Source organism: Thermodesulfobium acidiphilum (assembly GCF_003057965.1).
Lineage (GTDB): Bacteria > Thermodesulfobiota > Thermodesulfobiia > Thermodesulfobiales > Thermodesulfobiaceae > Thermodesulfobium > Thermodesulfobium acidiphilum.
In genome coordinates, this window is record NZ_CP020921.1 from 312,501 (window position 1) to 335,754 (window position 23,254).

The following is a 23,254-nucleotide window of genomic DNA, read 5'->3' on the forward strand; positions in this document are numbered from 1 at the left end:
AGGTGGCTTGACTGTGAGAGAGACATCTCGAGCAGGGACGAAAGTCGGGCTTAGTGATCCGACGGTTCAGTATGGAATGGCCGTCGCTTAACGGATAAAAGTTACTCTGGGGATAACAGGCTTATCTCCCCCAAGAGTCCACATCGACGGGGAGGTTTGGCACCTCGATGTCGGCTCATCGCATCCTGGGGCTGAAGTAGGTCCCAAGGGTTAGGCTGTTCGCCTATTAAAGCGGTACGTGAGCTGGGTTCAGAACGTCGTGAGACAGTTTGGTCCCTATCTTTTGCAAGCGCAAGAAACTTGAGGAGGTCTATCCCTAGTACGAGAGGACCGGGATGGCGGAGCCTCCAGTGCATCGGCTGTGGTGCCAACTGCAAGGTCGAGTAGCTGTGCTCCGTGTGGATAAGCGCTGAAAGCATATAAGCGCGAAGCCCTCTCCAAGATTAGGTTTCTCATCCAGCAATGGAGTAAGACCCCTGGGAGACTACCAGGTTGATAGGCCAGAGGTGTAAGCATGGCAACATGTTCAGCTGACTGGTACTAATAGGTCGAGGACTTGACGGTAACTATTCCTCTAGAAGAAGAGAGGAGAAATCTTCTTCTCCCGGTGACCATAGCAAAGGTGCCCCACCCGTTCCCATTCCGAACACGGAAGTGAAAGCCTTTAGCGCCGACGATACTATTTGGGAAAATAGGACGTTGCCGGGAGATTTTTTTTGTTTTGTTGATAAAAATAAAATGCTATTTGTTTTTAAATTCTTCAATTCTTTTTATTGTTATTTCTTTAGATTGTTCGTGATGATGGTGTTTGTCTAAATACATATTGGAGTCAGCTTCTCTGAAAATTTCTATCTTATTAAATGGTCCTTCTTTAGTAGAATAGCCTATTGATATGCTCAAATAAAGGTCACTTTCTTCTTTGTTAGCTTTTATTATGTTCTCTTTTAACCTTTTTATCAGGTCTTTTACACATTCTTTTGTGCAAAAGGGTAAAAGTACCGCAAACTCGTCTCCTCCAATTCTTGCTACTGTGTCTGTGTTTCTAAAACTTGAACACAGGATCTTTGCTGCTTTTTTTATTAAGAGATCGCCCTTTTCATGACCTAGTTTATCGTTAATCAACTTTAAGTTATCTAAATCTAAGATTATTAGTGATGTTGGGCTAAACCTGCCTGAGGACAGTTTTTCAAGTTCTTCTTCAAAATAACCCCTGTTAAAGAGTCCTGTAAGGCTATCGTGAAAGCTTTGGTATCTAAGTTCTTCTTCAAGTCTTTTTATTTCACTAATGTCGTGTCCGGTGCACTGAAACTCTCTAACGTCGTCTTTATATATGATTCTAAACGTCCAGTCAAAATACCTTTTTATGTTATTCTTTTCGAAGGATAATTCTATGTTTTTATAAGGGTTTTCAACGCTTAGACTCTCTATCAGCCCCTTTATATTATCCTTATTAATACCAAAAATATCAAAAAAATTATATTCTTTTAGATTTTCTATACCGAAAAATTTTTTAAACTCTTCATTTGCAAAGCTAATGGTTCCATCTAAAGTAAACCTGCACAGTAGATCGGTTTGATCTTCTACTACAGCCCTGTATCTTGCTTCGCTTTTTTCAAGGGCTTCGGTCCTTTCGTTTAACATGGAAACATAATTTTCAATTGATGAGCTCATTTGATTGTAGAGCATCAGCAAAGGTTTAAACTCTTCAGGAGAGTTGTCTATGATATTTTTGTCCACTCTTATTTTATAATTGCCGTCCTTTATTTGTTGAGAAAGGTTCTGGAGAAAGATTATTGGTTCATTAAGTTTTTTGATTGTAATTATTGATATTATTAAAGATGTTATAAATATTATTAAGAATGTGAACAATATTATTGCAAAATCCTGCACAAACTCCCTAAGTATATATCCTTCATCAACTTGAGATGCAATAGCAAGGTTTAGATTAGGGATTTTCTTCCAGAACACAATTAAGTTGTTTCCTGAATCGCTTCTATAAGTTACCAATCCATAGCCGCTAGCAAAATTTATTTTTTTATAAAGGTCTTCGGGTATCTTTTTTGCTTTGGTGCTTAGTATCGCTAAATTGTTTGAAAAGAGAAAAGTGTATCTATTGGCAATCGAATTTTGAACGTTCAAAAGGCCTTCTAACTTTGTAAGCTTTATTATCGCCATTACTACACCAGAGATTTGATTCGAATTGTTATAAACGGGTTTTGAGAGATATAGATAACTATTTAGATTGTCAGTTTGTATTAAAAAGTCTTCATTTCCCTTTATAGCCTTTTTAAATAGGCTGTTGTTTTTAAAAGAAACGTGATGAGGGCCGCTAATTTCCACCATACTATAGCCGTTAGGATCAATAAAGAACAAATTTTCTATTTCGTCGTCTGTTGACACCTCCCTAAATAGATAGTTTATTCTCTCATAATTGTTGTTGAGAAGAGAAATATTTGCTGATAGAATATTAAGAAGGTTAGTATATTTTTTTAAATAATTTTGTAACGTAAATTGTTTTAAAGTCGTTTCTTGAATGAGTTCATTAATTGTTCTATTCCTGGTTTCATTGTATAAGTTTATGCCAACTAACGTAAGAATTATTAATGGAGTAATGATTAAAAAAATTATTATTATTTTAAGATAGTTTTTTATGCTCAAACTTTATCTCCATTAAGATTTTTAGTCTATAATACTATAATATATTAAGATCTGTAAAATAAGGGGGATCTAATGCTTCGATCTCTTGAGCCTTCTAATATTGTAATTGAACGGAAGGGTTCTCATATAATCTCTTCCGATGGGAGGGCTTATGCTCTTAAGGACAATATTTCTCATATAGAATGGGTCGAAGAGATATTTGAAAGGGAGAAGCATTTTCTGCCATTTTTGAAAAAGAACATTAAGACCTTTGTGTTTAGGGTTTACTTCCTGGATCAAACAAGTATGCTCCTTCAGGCTGATGAGAAATCTTATCTAGACATACTTGCCTTTGCGCCGTATGTAACTAAATCAGGCATAGATATTTCTGAAATAAAGAAAGTTAATGAGAACTTAGAAGAAAAAGCGTCGTTTATCGAAACGCCACAAACTGTCGTAGAAAAAAGTGCTGAAGAAGATGCATCAGAGAAGCTGGCCAGTGAAGAAAAGATTTTAGAGACAAAATCAGAGCCCTCTCAAATTGAAAGCGAACTTCATGAAGAAGTGAAAAAGAGATCGCGCACCTGGATTAGGAAGGTTTATGAGTCAAAAATTATTATAAGACTTCCTGCTTTATTCCAAAAGTTTAAAGAAATTCCTGGATCTTTTAGGAAGATTAATCCTTTAAGTCTTCTTTCATTTCTAAAATTTAAGAAAGTTAAATCTAAAGAGCCAAAGATTGAAAGCCTTCACCCATCAAAGGCTGTTAGTTATGTAATACCTCTTGGGGCCTTTTTTGTTTCTCTAATGTTAACCTTTGGAACATTTGTGTTCTTTCAGATTACCACAGCCCATGAACCACCTGATACTACTCCTCCAAGGGTTACAATTCTGAGTCCACCAAATAACACTTTAATAAAAGGTTTAAATAATCCTATTGAAATAAGAGTTGAGGCAGTTGATAAAGGGGGCCTGGATAAGGTAAGACTCCTTTTGAATAACCTTACTCTGAGGGTATGGTATCCCGGAGAAGACACTGTTTATAGATGGTATCCAGAAAAGATTGGAACTTTTATATTTCAGGCAATTGCAATAAATAAAGCAGGAAATTATGCCGAGTCTACTCCTGTAAAAGTGATTGTTGAACCAGGGAATTCAAGCGAAAAGCCAGGTGACAATCAAGACAATATAGATACGTATGGGAAGGCTTTTGTAATAAGATATCAGGTGCATCTGAAAAAAGCTCCTTATGAATCGGCAAGAAATGTTTCTAATTTGTCATATGGGGATGAGGTTGAAGTTTTAGAAAAGATAGACCCATCACAGGTCAAAGAGGGAGTAATTATGAGAGATACTACTGTTAAGAGCGTCGATGGGAGCAAAGAAATAAGGGTTTATGCAGGTGATGGGTTTTCAATTAAGGATAGCGTAGGATTGATGTACCAAGCAAAGCTTAATAGAGAAAATGTAGAAGTTTATATACCTAAATCAGATACGCGTCTTGCTAATGATAGCGTTTGGTACAAAGTAAAGACCCAGGATGGTGTTGAGGGATATATTTCATCGCAGTATATAAGGTTCTATTAGATATTTACCACTTCTCCAATTTTGTTCAACCAGTATCTTACTTCCTCATTTGCCCCAAATTTGGTGATAAGAGATCTTGTTTCTGTTAGAATCTGGGTTATAGAATTATGATTTTTGCCTGATGCAAGGGTGGTTATTATTATATAGTAAATTAATCTCATATGTGTGCCTAAAATCTTTGAGTTATCTGAATTCAGTAATTCTCTAGACTTTGAAAGTGCTACGTTAAAGTTGTATGCGGATTCGAAGAATTTTTCTTCTTCCATTAGAAAAAGTCCCTTTTCGATTAAGGCATTAATAAGCGCAAAAGCATGTTTTGGGCTGTTTTCTTTGTTTAGCTGGGAAATTGCGCTGTTTATATCTTCTAGTGATTTATTCTTTAGGCCTTGTTTTTTAAACAAAACGCTTCTGTTCAAAAAAGTTTGAGATAGCTTGATTGATTTATCATCGCTTTGTAAATTTTGTAAGATCTCAATGGCTGAGTTAAAGTCTTTTAAGGAAGAGTCAAAGTTTTCAAGATAAAAATAATTTAATCCTCTGTGAATTAAAAGTTTAGCCATTTGATCGTCATTGTTGGTTGATGTGCTGTTTTTTTCTTCAATAGCTCTATTTATGTTTTCCAGTGCCTCTGCATTTCTCCCCATGACAGTTAGTATAAAACTTTTTGTATCTAGTAGGTCTATCAGAAAATTTGAAGTAACTTCGATCTGATTAGCATCTATTAGATTAAAGATATAGTTAATTTTGTCCAGCGCTTCTTGAAATTTGCTGGATTCAATGTCTTTACTAATTTCCTTGAAGGAATCTTCTAAATTGAATTCCATTTTAAACCTCAGTTAAGAATAAATATAGTCAACCACCATCCAGGCACATAACCTTTCATCATCTGACGAGGATATTAAAAATCTGTCGTCTTCTGATATATATACCTTTCTAATAATATCGTAATGTCCATTAAAAATTTTTACGATCTTGTTCTTTCTAAGGTCTAGAACATATATCTTTTCATTAGATCCGCCAAAGAAGAGATGTGTGCCGTTTGAGCTTATGCACATATCGTTTATGTCAACAAATTCTGTTTGATATGAAAATACAAGATTTCCAGTATCAATTGAGTATGCTCTTATTACAGGGTCCTTTTTTGTTGATCCCACGAACAAGAATTTGCTATTCGGAGAAAATATCAGAGAATTTATGTAATTTAAGTCTTCAAACTTTCTCTTTATTTCTTTCGAATCTATATCCATCACTTTTAATATCAGGCTATCTTTAACTCTTTGAGTGAACGCTATTAATTTGCTATTAGGAGATAGTGCAACGCGATCTACAATCAATTCGGGCGAAACTGACTTTACAAATGACTGTTTATCAATTGACCATAGTTTCAAAGTATTACCGCCCAATACAAGATATCTTTGATCTGGTGAGATGGCAAGAGTATTAATCGAATCGTCTTTAATTGCGAATTCCTGTATTAAACTATTAGATTGTGTGTTAATAATTTTTATTTTATTTCTATCCTTTAAGATAGCTAAAAGTTTAGAATTGGTTGATAGTGTTCCAGAATTTATCAAGGACTCTTTAAAGGTGTTTTCATAAGTTATGCTCATTCTGTTATATAAATCAAACTTTATTAACTTTGACTCCCATCTTGGCTTTACAAGCAGACAAACTGCTTCATTTTTTTCTGTAAAAGAAACAGAACTTAGAGAATATCCGTTATGTGAGAAAGAATCTTTTTCATCTGATTTGAAGCTTGTAGAAATATTAATTCTATCCGGCTTGGAGACAGGAAGCCAGATTTTTAAAAAGCTGTTCTTATATGTGATTAAAGAAGAGACGTTTCCGTTGTTGCTAAAAGTTAGATTAGCTAAACTTCCACAAATTTTTTGCTTGAAAATAGGTTCATTGCTTGCGTTAAGCTCTTTGTTTGTCCACCAAAAACTTATGTATTCGTCGAGGTCTTCTATTACTAGAAGAGTCTTATCTTTGGAAAAGAAAGCACTTTTGGCTTTCGAATCTATGAGAGGTATGTTGCAGGACTTTGATGGATCCAGTGTATTTATTATTCCAACTCCTAAGTTTTCGAATCTAAGAGCTAAATATTCTAGATCGTCAGAAGAGCCTATAATCTTGCTGTTTGCAGGGAGAATCTTGGGAGATGGTAGAGCGTTTGAATAAAATGAAAATATCATAAAACAAGGACGATCTTCTAATTTGCCTGCTAAAAGAACGTCATTTTTTAATATGATATCTTCTAAGATAAAATTTTCTGGAAGAGGTATATCTAAAGCTGTATCTTTCTTTTCAAGACTAAAGATCGATAATTTGTTTGAAAAATAATTACTAACCATAAATTTATCGTTAAATTCAGCTAAATTTATGTCAGATGCAATAGTTATTGGGATTGATTTATCAAAATCGATAATTTTTACTTGATTGGATAGGGTTTTGTAAATAACAAAATTTTTAGAACTAATGTATATTTTTGTAGAAGGACTATCTTGCCATGTTTTTAACGTTGTTTCTTCATATGTGGAAAATATACTATAATAACTCTTTAACGAAAAACAAACAAACCTGTTGTCTTCGGAGCAGGATAATGAATCTACTTTACCAATGTCAAATTTACTGGATAGAAACAGAGATCTTTGATTTGATAGTTTCAAAAAATATGAAGCTGCGTCCATAAATAATTACTCGATAAAAAATCTTGCCTGCTCTTTGAACTTTTTCCATTGCTTTTCCAGGTCGCTTTTCAGGCTTTGATCGCTATGAAGTCTGTAACCTAATAACCAGCCACTTTCTTTGTGTATTTCAGGCTCGTCTGAGGATGAGATAAGGTTTTCTAAATAAACAGAGAAGGTTTGGGTGTCATGAATGTAGCCTAAAATATCCTGAATCCTTTTTAACCTTGAAATCATCTCTTTTGTACTGGGTTTTAATGTAAAAGAAAAGGTTTCAAGAGAGTATCTTAGATCTTTTGACGCTATTCTTAATTTGTGTAGGTCATTTTCATTATTAAAATCAGTTTTCTTCAGTCTTTTTAGAGTCTTTCTAAGCCATGTACTCAATCTTTCTTTTACAAATTTTTTCAACTTTAAATTTACCGAATCGTCTACCAGGAAGGCTCCTTCTAACAACCAATACCAAAAACCTAAAAATAAACTGGTAAATTTGCCTTCTGAGAAAAATGGATATATTTGATTTAATTTATTTTGTCTTTCTTCGAGAAGTTTTAGAGTAAGGGTTGAACTTTTTAAATTCTCCTGTTTCGTTGTGGAGAGAAAACTTCTCCACTCTTCTATTAATACATCTGTCTCTCTAAGAGAATTGGTAAGTTCTGTAATGTGATCGAATTCATCCAGCCAATGATCCAGATGTTCTTGCTCTATTAAAGGTTTGCCAAACTTTAACAAGGTCCTTATTTTTCTAAGAGACACCCTAAAGTCGTGAAGGTTGTCAAAGTTTTCAGGATTCTCGACGAATTTATTGTGATATGAGATTAGAGTTTGAAGTTTCTCTATTAATTCGTTTTGCAATCCTTCTTCGGCTATTATATCTGGATCTCTTTCTTTTTGAAATTCGAATTTTGGTTCAAGATTTGCAAGCATTATTCCTCTATAAAATTTGCTTCTTGGTTCCAATAAGAAATTAAATGATTTTGATAATTCTTCTGCGAGTTTTAAAATACAGGATATATTCCCTTCTTTAAGTTCTATTTCCACTTCACAGAAATCTTCTGTCTTTTCTTTCGCAATAATCTTGCCTACATCAACTGCTACCTCAAGTACGCTTCTTTTTTCATAGGGATAAATGAGCAAGCTCCTGTCAAAAATTGTCTCAAAGATTGGCAGTAATTCAAATTTCGATTTTGTATCCTTGATAAAACTTTTTAAATGTGAGTCTTTAAGAACTGCAAGATCTGGTTTTTCGTTTTGTAGCTCAACGTTATATTCTTTTCTTCTTGAAAAACCTCCATTGGAGTTTCCTGTTATTTTTACTGTCTGAACCCAAACTCCATTTTCCGATCTTATTCTAAAAATTATTCCTGAATTTAGGAAAGTATTATCTTTAGTATCGTAATATATTGAGTGAATTCTCTTTTTCTGCCATTCGTTTTTCAGAGAACTAAATATTGGGAGGGAATATATTTCATCTAATTTTTCTGGGAAAATGCATCTTAACTTCAACTCAATTTCTATGTTTGTATTCATTTTTCCTCCTTTTGAACTCAGTATTAAACTATCGGCACAATTAATTGACATTTAAAAGTTTGACTAATCATTTTATTATACATTATCGAAAGTTGGTTAAGCTTATATTGCTATTTTAAGTTCCTTTCCAAATAGTTTTTTAAATAATTTTGCAGATTTTAAGAGCTCTATTATTTCGGTTTCTAAATTGTAATTCTGATCGTTACTAATTATTTTAAAAGTTACATCACTATTTTTTATTTTTATTTTTACAGAATCTATAGCAAAACACTCACAGGTTTCTAACTGTTCGGCCAGTCTTAAAAACATCGAAAGCTTTATTAAATCCTTGAATTGCTTATTGGTTATAAAGGATTCATTTGGTAGTTGTTGGAACTTTACTTTGTTTTCGTGAAAGAGACAGATGTACGAACATCTTACAAGGTCTTTTGGGGTTACCCCGTATATTGGTAAATTCTGAATTAGATATGCACCGTGTTTGGCGTGGTTATATGGATCCACATACTTTCCAATATCGTGTAAAAACGAGGCAATTTCTAATATTTTTCTGTCTTTGTCTTCAAAGTTATGGAGAACCCTTAGTTGATCGAATATTGAAAGGCTGTGCTCAGTTACTTTTTTTGCGTGATTTACATCTAAAAAGTACAGGTTTGCAATATTTTCTAAGCTAGCCTTTAAAATGTCATCATATATTAGGGGAAAGGCTTTGAAATCGTTGTGCAGTGAACTAAATATTATACCTTCTTTCAGGCCATTTCCGCTGACTATAAACTTATTAGAATCTGTAATTTCAAAAAGAACCTTTAAAGGAGTCATACCAGCTAAAATTATGTCAGATCTTTGTTTCGAAAGTCCTTCAATATTTTTTCTACTTTTTGAACTTAAGCCTGATATATATGCGTAAATCTGAAAGACTTCATTTTTAGTAAGCTCGTAGTGGTGTAGTTTTAGTGAAAACCATTTGTGAAGAGCTCTGTGTACTTTTGCAAAGGTTCTGTTTGAACCGCCAATACCTACGATAGGCAGCTTAGACGTTTTAAGGTTGGTAAGCCAAGGAATATTTTGAAATTCCTTTTTTAGAAAGTTTTCTATTTTTTTTGTATCGCAAATTTCCTTCGTTTCAGGAAAGATGTCTGTAAGGTTTACGCTTCCATATGGAAGTGAAACAAAGTTTTCGATCTTTCTATCTAAAACGTAGGTTATTTCTGTACTTGCTCCTCCTGTGTCTATAAGGATAAAATTCTTCAAGTCTACTGTATTTAGAACTCCAAGATAACCGTAATATGACTCTTCTCTTTCAGATATAGTCTTGAAGGGTATAAGGGTTTCTTTAAAGATCAGATCCAGAACCTCTTTGCCATTTTTAGAGTTTCTTATACAAGCGGTAGCTACAGCTATAATTCTCTTTACTTTATAAAATTCTATAATCTTTTTAAAGGTTTTAAGAGTTTGAATAGCTCTTTTTATAGGTTTTTCCTGTATTATATTGTTTTTATTAAAGCCTTCTGATAGCCTGACCTGTTCCTTTTTTTCTTCGATTATCCTAAAGCTTCTGTTTTCGTTAACTTCTATAATTCCAAGCCTTATAGAGTTTGATCCAAGGTCTATGACAGATAATTTTTCACCCATTTTTATATTGCTATTTCATCGTCAAAATTCTGAATCGGGACAAATTCTAGATTCTTTATTGCTTTAATCTCTTTATTTTTTAATTCAGCACTCTTTAATATGGTTTCGTATAGAAGTATCTGGCTGTCAATTTTATTTTGTGAACTTTGTGTAACTCTTACGTATGTTCCATCTTCCCTGAGTTCTCTGGCTTTTGTGTTATCTTTGAGCATAATGTTTAGACATCTTTTTATTCGCTCTTTTATTCGCTCGTTTTCAATAGGAAATATTATTTCAATTCTCCTATCAAGATTTCTGGGCATCCAATCAGCACTGGAAAGATACACCTCTTCGTTCGAATTGTTTTTGAAATAAAATATTCTGCTGTGTTCTAAAAATCTTCCCACTATACTGATTACCCTTATGTTTTCGCTAATGCCCTTAATGCCTGGCCTTAAGCAACATATTCCTCTTATAATGAGGTCTATTTTAACGCCCTTTGAGGAAGCATCATATAATTCATCTATAATTTCGTCGTCTACTAAAGCGTTCATTTTGGCAATAATATGACCGTTTGATTTGTGTTTTGCCTCTCTTCTTATCAGTCTAACTAGCTTTTCTCTTAAATTAATGGGGGATACACCTATTTTGTACCAATGGCTTGGTTGCGAAAGACCTGTCAAGGTGTTAAAGAGGTTTGATACGTCTGTTCCAAAGTAGACGTTACTGGTAAATAGGCTGATATCTGTATATAGTCTTGCAGTATTTTCGTTATAGTTTCCGGTTGAAAGGTGCACATATCTTCTTATTGTACCCTCCTCTTTTCTTACTACAAGTATTGCCTTTGAGTGGACTTTTAGATGAACCAGTCCATATACCACATGACATCCCGCTTTTTCCAATTTTTTTGCCCAATTAATATTGTTTTCTTCGTCAAAACGTGCCTTTAGTTCAATTACTACAGTGACCTGTTTGCCGTTGTCTGCAGCTTCTTCTAAGGCCTTTACTATAGGAGAGTTTTTTGTAACCCTGTATAAAGTCATCTTTATTGCTAAGACGTCCGGATCTGTAGCTGCACTGCGGACAAATTCTATGATCTTTTCAAAACTTTCAAATGGTGTATGTATTAAAATGTCTTTTTCTTTAATAAGGTCAAATATTGATTTTTCTTCAGCGACTAAAAAATCAGCGGGTTTTACCGGTGGCAGAGGTCTGTCTTTTAGGTGCTTAAAGGCAGGATTTTCTTGACTGACAAATTTCATTAAGAAAGTATAGTCTAAAGGCCCGTCTATCTTGTACACGTCTTCTTCGTCAAGCTCAAAATTTTCTTTTAAAAAATCTTCTAAAATTTCTGGACAATCTTTGCTGATTTCAAGCCTTACCACTTCACCGTATCTTCTTCTTTTTAAAGATTTTTCTATTTCCTCTAAGATATCTTCAGCTATTTGTTCGTCAATAGTCAAATCTGCATCCCTTGTAATCCTGAACACAGAACTGTGGATTATTTCTTGATTGTTAAATAGATTGCTTAAGTGATGAATTATAATATCTTCCAACATTATGAAGCAATATTTATCTCTTTCAGATGGCAAAGCGATAAATCTTTCTAAGACACCAGGAACCTGGATTATTGCAAAAACGTCATCTTTTTTTATTCTTTGATTTTTATTTTTTACTAAATAATTAGCATTTGTTCTTAGTAGAACAAATATATTTAGCGTTCTATTCTGAATAAAAGGGAAAGGTCTTGAATTATCTACTGCCATAGGGGTAAGAACTGGATAGATAATGTTTTTATAATACTTTTGGACAAAGTTTAGCTGATTTGAATTTAGTTCGTTAATTTTTAGTATGTGTATATTGTTTTGTTTTAAAAGCGGCATAAGCTCTTCTAAAAAGAGTTTTTGTTGTTCTTTTGAAATCGTGTGTGCCTTTAGAGTTATCTCCTTATAAAGTTCTTTTGGCGTTAGCCCTGATGAATCCTGAAATACAAAGTCATCCAGTACCTTGTCTATAATTGAACTGACCCTGATCATAAAGAATTCATCCATATTAGAGCTAACTATGGAAAGAAATTTTAACCTTTCAAAAAGCTTGTTGCTAGGATCCTGTGCCTCTTCTAAAACTCTTCTGTTGAATTCTAAAAGAGACAACTCACGATTTATATTATAAATTCTTTCTCTAACCAATTTCTAAACCACCTTAAGGATAGGGATGAGACCAAAAATTCTTCTAAAGAATATTGCTTCATTATTGAAATGCCACTTTTCAAGTAATATATCGTCCTGAGTTATGGCTCTAAATATTAAATAATGGTCCTCAATGTCAAGTTTTATGTCTTGAATCTTTCCTTTTTGTGAAGAATCGAGGGCGTTTGAAAGTTTCAAGATGGCAGCGATCTTAGTAATTGTTAGTCTATCTTTAATTGTTTTACAATTAAACGAACAATCCTTTTCATCCGGGTCCTTCTTTTGGTATATTTTTACTGAATTTGCAATGATATCTCTTTCTTCTATGCTTAATCCTGGAATTTTTACAGAATTTATAATGCTGTATGAATGTTCTCCTGGATCGTTTACGTCAATTACCTTGCCCACATCGTGCAAGATACATGCTACCTTTAAAAGAATTTTTTCTTTTTTCCCCATTGCATGGTAACATTTAGTGTGATCAAATATTGATATAGCAAACTTTAACATCCTTTTTGATATATTAATATTTCTTGAATATTTTTTTGCAATGCTTTCTGAAACGCTTAAGATATCGTCTTCATATAGATCGTCTTCATCTATTAATATTGAATATGCTACTGCGCTTCTGAAAGAAAACCCCATTATTCCAACTTCTTCAAGGTCTAAGATGTCGATTATCTTTTTGAATATTATTGTTGAGGGTAAGAGCACATTTGCTACAGGGGGTATCAGGTTATAATCCTCTACAAGATTAATTGTAGTTTTATCTTTTATTTCGTCATAAAACTTTAAAAGTTTATCCTTGCTTATGTTGCTGATATCTCTTGGTGGTTCCTCTTTGAAAATTAAATTGTAAATTACTTTGCTTTCTCCTCCAAGTCCAATAGCAAAGTCTATCTTGAAGTTTTTGATTTCCTGAGAAATTGTGTGCATCTTGCTTTCAATGAATTCATCCAATATATCAGCAAAATCGAGTGTCTCTCTTTCGAGATTGGAAAGCAACGCTCTTAGTTTAAGAGATCCGATTTCAAGATTAGAGGCATATTTTAACCTGTCTCCTTCAACTATCATCAAAGACAAACCGCCAGAACCAATATCGAAAATTAAAACTGATTTATTCCCAAATAGCCTTAGATAACAGTCATGCCTTTTCATATACTGATATTTATAAAAGGATTCTTCGATTGTTTCGACTAATTTGATGTCTAAATCTGTGGCTATTTTAATTCTTTCAATTACCAGATCACAATTTTTTGCCTCCCTTATAGCTGTGGAAGCAAAGACCAGTGTATCCTGTACTTCATAGGTTTTAAATACTTCTTTTAATTCTTTGAGAATTTTTGCTAATTGAAGCAGTATTGTGTTGGAGATTCTGCCTATTGAGAACGTATCTTTCCCGATTGGAAGAGGCTTCTTTATATCTTCTATAGTTTCAAAAAATCTGTCTTCTTTTCTTTGAGCTATATGTGCCTTAACAAAGTTTGCTCCTATGTCAATAACTCCAATTATCCTTTTTTCTCTTTTCGATTCTTCTGCAAGACATAAATGGCTGTTATCATTGTTGTACATAAGATTATAGTTTTTCTTTTTCAAGTTCCTTTAATTTTGAATCAATATTTTTCAGTAAATCCTGTGGATCTTTGTTCTTTTTGGTTATCTTTTCAAGCGCTACATTTGCATTAAATTGTTCAGGATAAAGCATATAAAAGATGATTAAGAAAGCTAAGCTCCCTGTAAGAGTTCCTAATAAAAAATATCCAATGCTTTTACTCTGTTTCAAGAACAACACCTCTTGTTATATTTTTTGGCGGAGAGGGTGGGATTCGAACCCACGAGCCAAAATTAATCAGCTAACCGCTTTCGAGGCGGTCTCCTTCGGCCACTCGGACACCTCTCCAAAATTAGATTTAAAAGGTAAAAAACAAGAATCTCTTTTTCTTCTTATTGGACTTCTTTGGTATGGGTACAAGATCAAATGAGTCAATCTGATTATAAGTTCCTGCTTTAACCTCGATAGTCCTTTTCTGCGGCTTATATCCAGGTGCGCTCACATAGAGCTTGTATTTGCCAGGCTTAATACCCTGTATAGTGAAAAAACCTCTATCCGAAGAGAATATCTCTTCGTTATCAAATTTTATAGTTGCGTTTGGTATAGGGTCAAAGGTTTCCTTACTAAGAACAAAACCGAAAAACCCGGTTTCAGAAAGTTGAGCGGGCGTGATCTTTTCTACCTTTTTATGGCTCTTTTTAAAAAAGGGCAATTCAAATGCTCTTACATCAGATATAAATAAAGAAGAAAGGAATATAAATATCATTGCTATTGAAATTAATTTTTTCATTAAATTTCCTCCTAAAAAAATTCGGATTTATGGTTTAGTTTACACTAGTTCCAGTATAACAGTCACATTATAACATTAAGATATAGCAAAATATGATTCACCTGTTTTTTATAATTGTATCATCTTTTTATTATCAGTATTTTACCAATTGTTTTTAAAAAAAGGTTTAAGAGAATGTTAGAGGATAAAAACCTAGATATAAGAAATGATGTAATTGGGAGAGTTACAAAAAGAGCTATTATTGCCACAAAAGATCTTGCAATTTCTGTGGCCACTACTTCAAGACTAAAAACCCTAAACCATGAAAGAGTTGGTCCCTGTATGGATACTAAAAGTATCAAGGGCAAGTAACAGCCGATATATGCAAAATAAAGAGTTTGTAATAATTCTGGCAGGTTTTCTTTGCCAGAATTAAAGGAAGAGCTAAAGATCTCTTTCCAGCCTGAAGTAGGAAAGAGCATTTTATATTGTTGTGCTGTTGACACTATGCTTGTTGACAATTTTATTGCGGCTCCAGTAGAACCAATTAACATTGCGGATGATAGAAGGTCTGTGAAATTGATATTTAAGTTTATGTCTTTTAAGAATAATCCTTCCTCGTTTATTATGCCTGTAACGTTTAAGAAGCTGTTAAGATAGTAAGAACATATAGATGCGATTATGATACCGGACAATGTGCCTATAATTGCGGCTAAAGCTTTTTGTGAGAAGCCGCACATTAGAACTGTTTGAATTATAACTCCTATAAACAAAACTACAATTGTTATAAAAAGGATGTTTAAGTTTGTTATTAAAGCAGGGATAAGCCACAGCCATAAAAAGAAGATAAAGACCATAAGGCCCAGCATCAAATATATTCCTCTTAGCCCGCTTGCAATAAAAATTAACAGAAAGAATGCCAGCAAAAGCCATGGGTATTTGTTGCATCTTGCTATATCTGAAATGAAAAAAGTTGGTTCTTTGTTTGGGGTTATTTGTTGGTAGACTATGACATTTTCTCCAGGAGAGAGCTTCAAATCGTAAGGGGAGTTGATCTGGTGGATGTAGTTAGTTATAAACTCTTTGTCTTTAAATATTCCTGTTAACAGTCTGATTTTAGTTTTTAAGATCTCAATATTGGGATTTTCCTTGCTTGTTTCCTTTGAAACAGAAATTATTTTTGCTTCTTCGTAAGATTGATTTTGTGGATCGGACATGGCATTGCTAACAAAAAATATTGAAAGACAAAAAAACATAAAACAAAAAATTAATAAGGTCTTTTTCATTGGAAGTTATAAAATTTTATTTATATTTCTTGAAGAAAATGTTTTTGTTATATCTTTCATTCTCATAAGGCAGTTTACAATTTGATGTGCTCTGATTTTCCCAACTCCTTCAATTTTATCTAATTCTTCTTCTTTAGCTCCCAAAAGTTCATTTAGGTTCTTATAATTTCCAACTATCTTTTCTACTATAGGAGAGGGTAGTCTTGGTATGTTATCCAACACCCTGTAACCTCTTGGTACGAGGGGTTGGTCGGGATTATTGAATCCAAGGTATTTCATAACAATAATCTGATCTAATATCTCTTGTTCTGATTTGAGCTGTTTTAGGTTTTCGAGCAATTTTGGTATATCTCTTAACTTTTCTTCGCTAAGATAGTCTTTTAAAATTAGAGCCTCTATTTCTTCTACTCCAGACATAAGTTCTAAAAGCTGCCACTTCGTTAGCAGGCCGTCCTTACCAAGCTGGATGATGTATGTGTTTATTTCTTCTTCTATGAACTTAAGCATCTCAGCTCTTGTAATAATATTTGCAATATCTGATGCAGTAACGCTGTCAGTAAATTCTAAAACAGATAAATGTTCAAGAGATCTATTGAACACCTGTTTGTAACTATCAAGGGTGGTCAGAGCTTGATTAGCTCGACTCATAATGGATGCGCTACTTTTCAAAAGATAGGAAAGATCACCTTTATAAAGCGTTACTGCGCCTCTCCTCTCTGAAATTGCAATTATCAATTCTCCAGTTTGTTTTGCAAATCTTTCGGCTGCCTGATGTCTTGAGCCTGTGTTTACAGTGGGTATATTTGGATTGGGTATTAATAGCGCATTCGCTCTTAATATTGTTTTTGCATCGGCATTTAATATTATTGCACCATCCATCTTTGATAGTTCAAACAATCTTGCTGGTGTAAATTCTATATCAAGGGGAAACCCTCCTACTGTAATTGGAAGAGTTTTGTCAGGATTTCCTACAACAATAAGCGCTCCACCTCTTGCGTCTAAAATTAGGTCAACGCCATCTCTAAGCGGATTCCCAGGAGAAATTAATTTTAAGCATTTTATCCAATCTTTTCTTTTGAATATTGAATTTTCCATTTTTTTATCCAATCCATTAAATTTTTTAGATTTTTAATCTTATAAAGATTAATATTCTTAAAATTCATCTCTACACTACTAATAAAGGCATTTTCTATGCCAAGTTTTACTGCTTCGTTAAGACGTTTTTCGATTTGATAAACGTTTCTGATTTCACCAGACAAAGAGCATTCGCCTATAAAAATAGTACTCTTAGGTATCATAATATCATAATAAGACGAAATTAACGAAGCTGCAATTGCAAGATCAATTCCTCTATCTTCAGTGGTTATGCCACCTGTAATGTTTAAATAAATATCTTTATCATACATTTTTATGCTCAGGTGTTTTTCTAATATTGCAATTATAAGCATAAAGTGATTAAAGTTAATTCCATGAGAGAGCCTGGTAGGGCTCGTTTTGAAGGATTGATTGACCAGGGATTCAACCTGTACCAGAAGAGGCCTTGACCCCTCGATTGTAATACAAAAGGTTGTGCCAGATAGATCGCTATTTTGTAAAATTAGTTGTGATAGGTTTTTAGGTTTTATTAAGCCCTCTTCTTTCATTTCGAAGATAACTAACTCGTTTGTAGATCCGAATCGATTTTTTAGAGATCTTAGGGTTCTAATTGCACTAGATCTATCTCCCTGGAAAAATAAGACGCTATCAACCAGATGTTCTATAAATTTTGGTCCAGCAATTGAGCCTTCTTTATTTATGTGACCAATTAACAAAAAGGGTATATTTGATTCTTTGGAAAATAGATTTATTTTTGATGCACATTGTTTTATCTGTGATAAGGAACCTAAAGTAGAGTTACCTTCGGAATCGTAAAGCATTTGTATTGAGTCTATTACGATCATAGAAAAATTATGATTCTTTAGAGCTTTAAGGATTTTTTTTAGGTCTGAACAGGATATGATTTTGATCTTTTTTTCGTTGAGTTTTAATCTTTTTGCTCTTGATGCCACTTGGTTTGCAGATTCTTCGCTCGAAATGTATAAGACATCCTGATATTTGCTAGCTATTTGATCTGCCATTTGAAGGGCTAATGTCGATTTTCCTATGCCTGGCTCTCCAGAAAGCAAGGTGACAGAGCCTTTTACGACTCCGCCACCAAAAATATCATTCAGGTCTTTAAGATCGAACAGTAGCCTTTCTTCTTCAACATAAGTTAAGTTTTCTAGATCTAAAATATCCTTTTTTTCTAAAATATCCTTTTTGCTCTGGAAACTGTTCCAGGAGTTACAATTCGGACACTGCCCTCTCCAGACAGAGCTTTCATACCCACACTCTATACATATAAAGTTATCCTTACTTTTATTTGCTATTGCTACTCCTCGTTGATACAAGCTCTTGAGTATTTTTGAATACAAATTCACATGAATCGTAATCAACTTCTATAGAATCGCACTGCTTGATTGAACCCTCTATAATTTTGTCAGCGATTGGGTCCTCTATTTTCTTTTGAATCAATCTTTTTAGAGGTCTAGCACCGAACTTTGGATCATATCCTTCCTTTGCCAGTTGATTAATAACTCTTTCGGAGAACGTTATATCTATCAGGTTGGATTTTAGTTTTTCTTTTACGTTTTCTAACATCTTTTTTGTAATGTTCACCATGTCTTCTTGTGTTAAAGAATTGAAAATAATTATCTCGTCTATCCTGTTTAAGAATTCTGGCCTGAAGGTATCTTTTAATTCTCTTTGAATCTGGCTTTTTAGTTTTTCATAGTCAAGCGAATTTGAGCTTGCTAGAAAACCAGGAGAACCTTCCTTTAGCATGTGCGTTCCTAAATTTGAAGTCATTATAAGTATGGTATTCTTGAAGTTTACCGTTCTGCCCTTACCGTCAGTTAATCTTCCGTCGTCCAAAATTTGTAACAAGAGATTAAAAACATCTGGATGTGCCTTTTCTATTTCATCAAACAATATAACTGACGAAGGTCTCCTTCTGACGGCATCTGTTAGCTGGCCTCCCTCCGTATATCCTACATAACCAGGAGGTGCGCCAATTAATCTTGATACGGTATGCTTTTCCATATATTCAGACATATCGAATCTCAAAAGAGATTCTTCGCTACCAAATAAATATTCTGCCAGCGTTTTTGCAAGTTCTGTTTTTCCAACGCCCGTTGGTCCTAAAAACAAGAAAGAACCGAGTGGCTTTTTGGGATCTTGAAGCCCAGCTCTTGTTCTTCTTAACGTCTTTGCAATTGAGACTACAGCCTCATCTTGTGAAACAATTCTTGTGTGCAAGGCTGCCTCCAGGTTTAATAACTTTTTCATTTCTGATTCTGTAAGTTTTTTTAACTCGATGCCAGTCCACTCGCTAACCACTTCAGCTATGTCCTCTTCTGTTACTACTTTGACCTCAAGAGCGTTAACTTCTTCTTGATTGGTAAAATCAGATATTTCGTTTCTTATCTTTTGTTCATTATCTCTCAGGGTTGCGGCTTTCTCAAAATCTTGCATCTTTATAACATTTTCTTTTTCTTCAATAACGTTTTCCAACTTTTTATAAAGCTCTTTCCATGATTCTGATGTCACTGGTTCTTTGAGTTTAACCTTTGCTGAGGCCTCATCAAGAATGTCAATTGCCTTATCCGGGAGAAACCTATCGGAGATGTATCTTTTGGCAAGCTTAACGGACGAAGTAATTGCATCCTCAGTAATTTTTACTCCATGGTGTGCTTCATACTTTTCTTTTAAGCCAAAGAGTATCTGAATAGCCTCTTCTTGGGTGGGTTCTTCTACGTGTATGGGATGAAATCTTCTTTCAAGACCTGCATCCTTTTCAAGATGCTTTCTGTAGTCCTCTACCGTGGTTGCTCCAATACACTGGATTTCACCTCTCGCAAGGGCGGGTTTAAGTATATTTGCTGCATCTACCGCACCTTCTGCTGCTCCTGCTCCAACAATTGTGTGTAATTCGTCTATAAAGAGTATTATATTTCCAGCATTTTTTATCTCTTCAGTTATCTTTTTTAATCTATCTTCAAATTCACCGCGATACTTTGTGCCGGCTATTAATAATCCTAAATCAAGAGAAATCAGACGCTTCTTCCTTAATATTGGTGGAACGCTGTTGTCTACAATTGCTTGTGCAAGCCCCTCTACTATAGCTGTTTTTCCTACGCCTGGATCTCCTATTAGAACAGGATTATTTTTTGTCCTTCTGCACATTATCTGGATTAGCCTTCTTATCTCTTTATTTCTACCTATTACGGGATCAAGCTTTTTTTCACGAGCTAATGCTGTAAGATCTCTTCCGAATTCATTCAAAAGTGGAGTTCGCCCTGATTCTTTGCTCTTTATTACAGAACCTCCAGATATTATTTGAATAATCTGGCTTCTAACCTTTCCAATGTCCATGTTAAAAGATTTTAAAACTCTTGCGCCTATTCCTTCTCCTTCTCGAAGCAACCCCAGAAGGATATGTTCAGTACCGATGTGATTGTGCCCCAGGAGCCTTGCCTCTTCCCAGGAGAGTTCAAGTACTCTTTTTGCCCTTGGCGTGAAAGGAATTTCTGATATAAGCGTGCCGCCGCCACGGCCTATAAGCCTTTCTACTTCACGTCTTATATCTTGAGGTTCAATGTCCATTGAAGTAATAACTTTGTTAGCTATTCCTGTACCTTCAGCCAAGAGACCTAAAAGTATATGTTCAGTACCGACAAAATTATGGCCTAAGCGCTTGGCTTCTTCCTGGGCAAGGATTATAGCCTTGGCTGCCTTTTCGGTAAACTTTTCAAACATTTTAGACCTCCAGAGTGAAATTAAATTTTTCTTAATATATCATATATTATACTATGTTTATTAACATTTAGTTAGAAAATTGCCTTTATTTTTATTAGATAATTTTAAAATTTTGCCAACAATTTTTATTTTTTATTTTGAGGCTAACTTTAATTGCAGGTTTTTTATGATATATAATATTCTTTAAAAAATTAAATTTTTACTAAAAAATTGAAAAGAGGTTGATACTTTGAGAATTTTAGTTACTGGAGCAGCGGGCTTTATAGGTTCTAATTTAGTTAAGGCTCTTGAAAATCACTTTCCTACTTATGAAATATATGCTTTAGATGACTTTTCTTCTGGAGGTCATTTTAAAAATCTTCTGGGTTTTAAAGGAGAAGTGATAACTGCCGACATTTCTCTCAAAGAAGTCTGGGAAAGGTTAAAGAGCTATAGATTTGACGTTATTTTCCACGAAGGTGCTATATCTGACACAAGGGTCTTAGATCAAGGTTTAGTTATGAGAGTAAATGCAGAGTCATTTAAATATTTGCTTGATCTAGCAAAGTGTTCTAAATCAAAGGTGATCTATGCATCAAGCGCTGCAGTTTATGGAAATTCACCTGCGCCGCAAAAAGAAGATGAAGGCCTGGTGCCAGAAAACGTTTATGGTTTTTCAAAATATGCAATGGATATGATTGCGCTTAAGTTTATGAAAATAAATCCTGATATCCAGGTTTGCGGTATGAGGTACTTTAACGTGTATGGTCCAGGTGAGGATTTTAAAGGTGAATATGCAAGTATGATAAGGCAAATGTTTATGAGAATTAAAAAGGGGCAAAACCCAAGATTGTTTAAATATGGTGAGCAAAAAAGGGATTTTGTGTATATAAAAGACGTAGTAAATGCAAACATAAAAGCCATGGAAAGTGACGTATCTGGTATATTTAATATAGCTACAGGAATAGCAAGGTCATTTAACGATATTGTAAAGATTATTTCTGATGTTACGAAAAAGGATATCAATGTAGAATATTTTGATTGCCCATATGACTTTTATCAGAATTTGACCCAGGCTGATATTTCAAGAGCAAGGTCTTTTCTTGGGTATATTCCAGAATATGATCTTGAGACAGGCATAAAAGAATATATAAATTATCTAGATAAATTCTAAGCTTTTAAAGGCTTAAAACACAACTTAGTCAAGTTTTTAGAAAGTGATTCTGGGTTTGAATAAAGTGATATTTTACTTGTAAAGTATATTAATTCTATTTATTCCGGATATAAAAGCTCAAGTATTATAAAAAGAAAAAATATTTGAATTATCTGAATTTATAAAAAATTCAAATTTTGTTATATAATATCTAATCAAGGTAATTACTCTTGGGTAAGTCTTATGAAGGGATTTGCCTTACAGGATTTTATCAACAACTCTCATAAAAAGAGAGGAGGGGTAACAGGAAAACAACGTTTTTGTTATTTGCTCCAAGAATTTTTACCTTCATGAAGGGGGTGTTGTTTTTTGTTATCTAATTTGGCTAAGAATAAGGTTAGTAGAAGGGATTTTATGAAAGCCTGTGCGGCGATGGCCGTATATTTAGGTTTGAGTGAATCTTTTGCTCCAAAGATTGCTGATGCAGTCGAAAACGCAAGTAAAAAAGCTCCTGTAATATGGTTAGAGGCTCAAGACTGTGCTGGTTGTTCAGAAGCTTTCCTTAATTTAACAGAACCTACTCCTGCACAGATTATTCTTGATACCATAAGTTTGAAGTATCACGAGACCCTTATGTTTGGTAGTGGATATGTTGCCGACAAGGCTTTGGATGAAGCTATGAAGACTCCAGGATACGTTTTGGTGGTTGAGGGTTCGATACCAACTGCAGATCCTCTTTTTTGCACGGCAGGGACTATGAGCGATACTAATCCTGCCAGAAGGCCAGTAGTCGAGACACTTAAAGAAGCTTATAAAAACGCTGCCGTAGTCATAGCGCTAGGCTCCTGTGCTAGCTGGGGCGGTGTAGTGCAAGCAACTCCTTCAAAGGGCAGAGGAGTAAGCGATATTGTTGGAAAGGAAAAGGTTATAAACCTTCCAATGTGCCCATGTAATCCAGATCATCTTGCGGGGACCCTTGTTTATTATCTTACTTTTAAGAAAGCTCCGCCGCTTGACATTCACCAGAGACCTCTAATGTTTTTCGGGACCCTCATTCATGACAATTGTCCAAGAAGGGGACACTTTGAGAGAGGCGAATTCGTAACTAATTATGGTGATCCAAGTCAGGCTGAATACTGTTTGTATCTAAAGGGTTGTAAGGGACCATTCACTTTTAGCGATTGTCCCTCAAGAGGTTTTAATGACAACGTAAACTGGTGTATAAAAGCTGGTGCTCCTTGTGCTGGATGTTCTCAGCCCGAATTTTATGCTGGGTTCTCTCCTCTTTATGAGAAGTCAAATGACGTTAATTTGCCAGGTATTGGTGGAGTGCCATCTGAAACAGTAGGCACGGTAGCTGCAGCTGTGACTGCGCTAGGAGTTGCTGCCCACCTTGTTGGCCGCTCTGTATTTGGCAAGAAGAAGGAGGGAGATAAGTAAC

General features: G+C 34.4%; 16 protein-coding genes, 1 tRNA gene and 2 rRNA genes (1 of these 19 running past the window's edge). 5 read left to right on the plus strand and 14 right to left on the minus strand.

The genetic code is table 11. The features are described from left to right. Both TDSAC_RS01540 and rrf read left to right on the plus strand, forming a co-directional pair. Positions 1–564, plus strand: a 23S ribosomal RNA gene (locus TDSAC_RS01540) (it extends 2,444 nt beyond the left edge of the window). 39 nt (positions 565–603) lie between these two features. Continuing rightward, a 5S ribosomal RNA gene (gene rrf, locus TDSAC_RS01545) occupies positions 604–708 on the plus strand. Between the two features lie 33 nt (positions 709–741). Here the strand turns inward: rrf and TDSAC_RS01550 are convergent. After that, positions 742–2,658 (minus strand): diguanylate cyclase domain-containing protein, encoded by a 1,917-nt coding sequence (locus TDSAC_RS01550; protein WP_108308339.1) that lies wholly within the window; start codon positions 2,656–2,658, stop codon positions 742–744. Positions 2,659–2,730: 72 nt separating this feature from the next. Between TDSAC_RS01550 and TDSAC_RS01555 the strand changes: the two genes are divergently transcribed. Continuing rightward, positions 2,731–4,224 carry an SH3 domain-containing protein gene (locus TDSAC_RS01555; RefSeq protein WP_108308342.1) on the plus strand — a complete coding sequence of 498 codons (1,494 nt, stop codon included), beginning with the start codon at positions 2,731–2,733 and terminating at the stop codon, positions 4,222–4,224. Here TDSAC_RS01555 and TDSAC_RS01560 read toward each other — a convergent pair. The 13 genes from TDSAC_RS01560 to TDSAC_RS01620 form a co-directional block, all read right to left on the minus strand. Beyond that, complete coding sequence (locus tag TDSAC_RS01560; protein WP_108308344.1) at positions 4,221–5,048, minus strand: tetratricopeptide repeat protein; 828 nt, start codon at positions 5,046–5,048, stop codon at positions 4,221–4,223. The genes TDSAC_RS01555 and TDSAC_RS01560 overlap by 4 nt on opposite strands. A gap of 12 nt (positions 5,049–5,060) precedes the next feature. Next, entirely contained in the window at positions 5,061–6,914 is a 1,854-nt protein-coding gene (locus TDSAC_RS01565) for a WD40 repeat domain-containing protein (protein WP_108308346.1), read from the minus strand. A gap of 6 nt (positions 6,915–6,920) precedes the next feature. Further along, positions 6,921–8,441 (minus strand): CYTH and CHAD domain-containing protein, encoded by a 1,521-nt coding sequence (locus tag TDSAC_RS01570; RefSeq protein ID WP_199919845.1) that lies wholly within the window; start codon positions 8,439–8,441, stop codon positions 6,921–6,923. A 102-nt stretch (positions 8,442–8,543) separates the two neighbouring features. After that, complete coding sequence (locus TDSAC_RS01575) at positions 8,544–10,070, minus strand: Ppx/GppA phosphatase family protein (protein WP_108308352.1); 1,527 nt, start codon at positions 10,068–10,070, stop codon at positions 8,544–8,546. A gap of 2 nt (positions 10,071–10,072) precedes the next feature. Further along, positions 10,073–12,238 carry an RNA degradosome polyphosphate kinase gene (locus tag TDSAC_RS01580; protein ID WP_108308354.1) on the minus strand — a complete coding sequence of 722 codons (2,166 nt, stop codon included), beginning with the start codon at positions 12,236–12,238 and terminating at the stop codon, positions 10,073–10,075. A gap of 3 nt (positions 12,239–12,241) precedes the next feature. Further along, positions 12,242–13,810, minus strand: coding sequence for a Ppx/GppA phosphatase family protein (locus tag TDSAC_RS01585; RefSeq protein WP_150130274.1), 1,569 nt, complete (start codon positions 13,808–13,810; stop codon positions 12,242–12,244). Positions 13,811–13,814: 4 nt separating this feature from the next. Further along, positions 13,815–14,021: a hypothetical protein gene (locus tag TDSAC_RS01590; protein ID WP_108308359.1), complete on the minus strand. Its 207-nt coding sequence runs from the start codon at positions 14,019–14,021 to the stop codon at positions 13,815–13,817. A gap of 25 nt (positions 14,022–14,046) precedes the next feature. Beyond that, a tRNA-Ser gene (locus TDSAC_RS01595) sits at positions 14,047–14,138 on the minus strand. 10 nt (positions 14,139–14,148) lie between these two features. After that, positions 14,149–14,580 (minus strand): carboxypeptidase-like regulatory domain-containing protein, encoded by a 432-nt coding sequence (locus TDSAC_RS01600; protein ID WP_108308361.1) that lies wholly within the window; start codon positions 14,578–14,580, stop codon positions 14,149–14,151. Between the two features lie 119 nt (positions 14,581–14,699). Next, positions 14,700–15,845 (minus strand): YibE/F family protein, encoded by a 1,146-nt coding sequence (locus TDSAC_RS01605; protein ID WP_108308363.1) that lies wholly within the window; start codon positions 15,843–15,845, stop codon positions 14,700–14,702. Between the two features lie 6 nt (positions 15,846–15,851). Then, positions 15,852–16,940: a DNA integrity scanning diadenylate cyclase DisA gene (gene disA, locus TDSAC_RS01610; RefSeq protein WP_108308366.1), complete on the minus strand. Its 1,089-nt coding sequence runs from the start codon at positions 16,938–16,940 to the stop codon at positions 15,852–15,854. Continuing rightward, on the minus strand, positions 16,904–18,274 hold the full coding sequence (radA, locus tag TDSAC_RS01615) for a DNA repair protein RadA (RefSeq protein WP_199919846.1): 1,371 nt from the start codon (positions 18,272–18,274) through the stop codon (positions 16,904–16,906). The genes disA and radA overlap by 37 nt, the downstream gene beginning before the upstream one ends. Beyond that, positions 18,243–20,681 carry an ATP-dependent Clp protease ATP-binding subunit gene (locus TDSAC_RS01620; protein WP_108308370.1) on the minus strand — a complete coding sequence of 813 codons (2,439 nt, stop codon included), beginning with the start codon at positions 20,679–20,681 and terminating at the stop codon, positions 18,243–18,245. The genes radA and TDSAC_RS01620 overlap by 32 nt, the downstream gene beginning before the upstream one ends. Before the next feature lie 229 nt (positions 20,682–20,910). Between TDSAC_RS01620 and rfaD the strand changes: the two genes are divergently transcribed. After that, a complete protein-coding gene (gene rfaD, locus TDSAC_RS01625; protein WP_108308372.1) occupies positions 20,911–21,834 on the plus strand; it encodes an ADP-glyceromanno-heptose 6-epimerase in 924 nt (307 codons plus the stop codon). Between the two features lie 348 nt (positions 21,835–22,182). After that, a complete protein-coding gene (locus TDSAC_RS01630) occupies positions 22,183–23,253 on the plus strand; it encodes a hydrogenase small subunit (protein WP_108308375.1) in 1,071 nt (356 codons plus the stop codon). Position 23,254: the final 1 nt, after the last annotated feature.

What these genes read in the sequence shown, in the direction of transcription:
- TDSAC_RS01555 (WP_108308342.1), top strand. Translation starts at nt 2,731, where the DNA reads ATGCTTCGATCTCTTGAGCCTTCTAATATTGTAATTGAACGGAAGGGT.
- TDSAC_RS01560 (WP_108308344.1), bottom strand. Translation starts at nt 5,048, where the DNA reads ATGGAATTCAATTTAGAAGATTCCTTCAAGGAAATTAGTAAAGACATT.
- TDSAC_RS01565 (WP_108308346.1), bottom strand. Translation starts at nt 6,914, where the DNA reads ATGGACGCAGCTTCATATTTTTTGAAACTATCAAATCAAAGATCTCTG.
- TDSAC_RS01570 (WP_199919845.1), bottom strand. Translation starts at nt 8,441, where the DNA reads ATGAATACAAACATAGAAATTGAGTTGAAGTTAAGATGCATTTTCCCA.
- TDSAC_RS01575 (WP_108308352.1), bottom strand. Translation starts at nt 10,070, where the DNA reads ATGGGTGAAAAATTATCTGTCATAGACCTTGGATCAAACTCTATAAGG.
- TDSAC_RS01585 (WP_150130274.1), bottom strand. Translation starts at nt 13,810, where the DNA reads ATGTACAACAATGATAACAGCCATTTATGTCTTGCAGAAGAATCGAAA.
- TDSAC_RS01600 (WP_108308361.1), bottom strand. Translation starts at nt 14,580, where the DNA reads ATGAAAAAATTAATTTCAATAGCAATGATATTTATATTCCTTTCTTCT.
- TDSAC_RS01605 (WP_108308363.1), bottom strand. Translation starts at nt 15,845, where the DNA reads ATGAAAAAGACCTTATTAATTTTTTGTTTTATGTTTTTTTGTCTTTCA.
- disA (WP_108308366.1), bottom strand. Translation starts at nt 16,940, where the DNA reads ATGGAAAATTCAATATTCAAAAGAAAAGATTGGATAAAATGCTTAAAA.
- TDSAC_RS01620 (WP_108308370.1), bottom strand. Translation starts at nt 20,681, where the DNA reads ATGTTTGAAAAGTTTACCGAAAAGGCAGCCAAGGCTATAATCCTTGCC.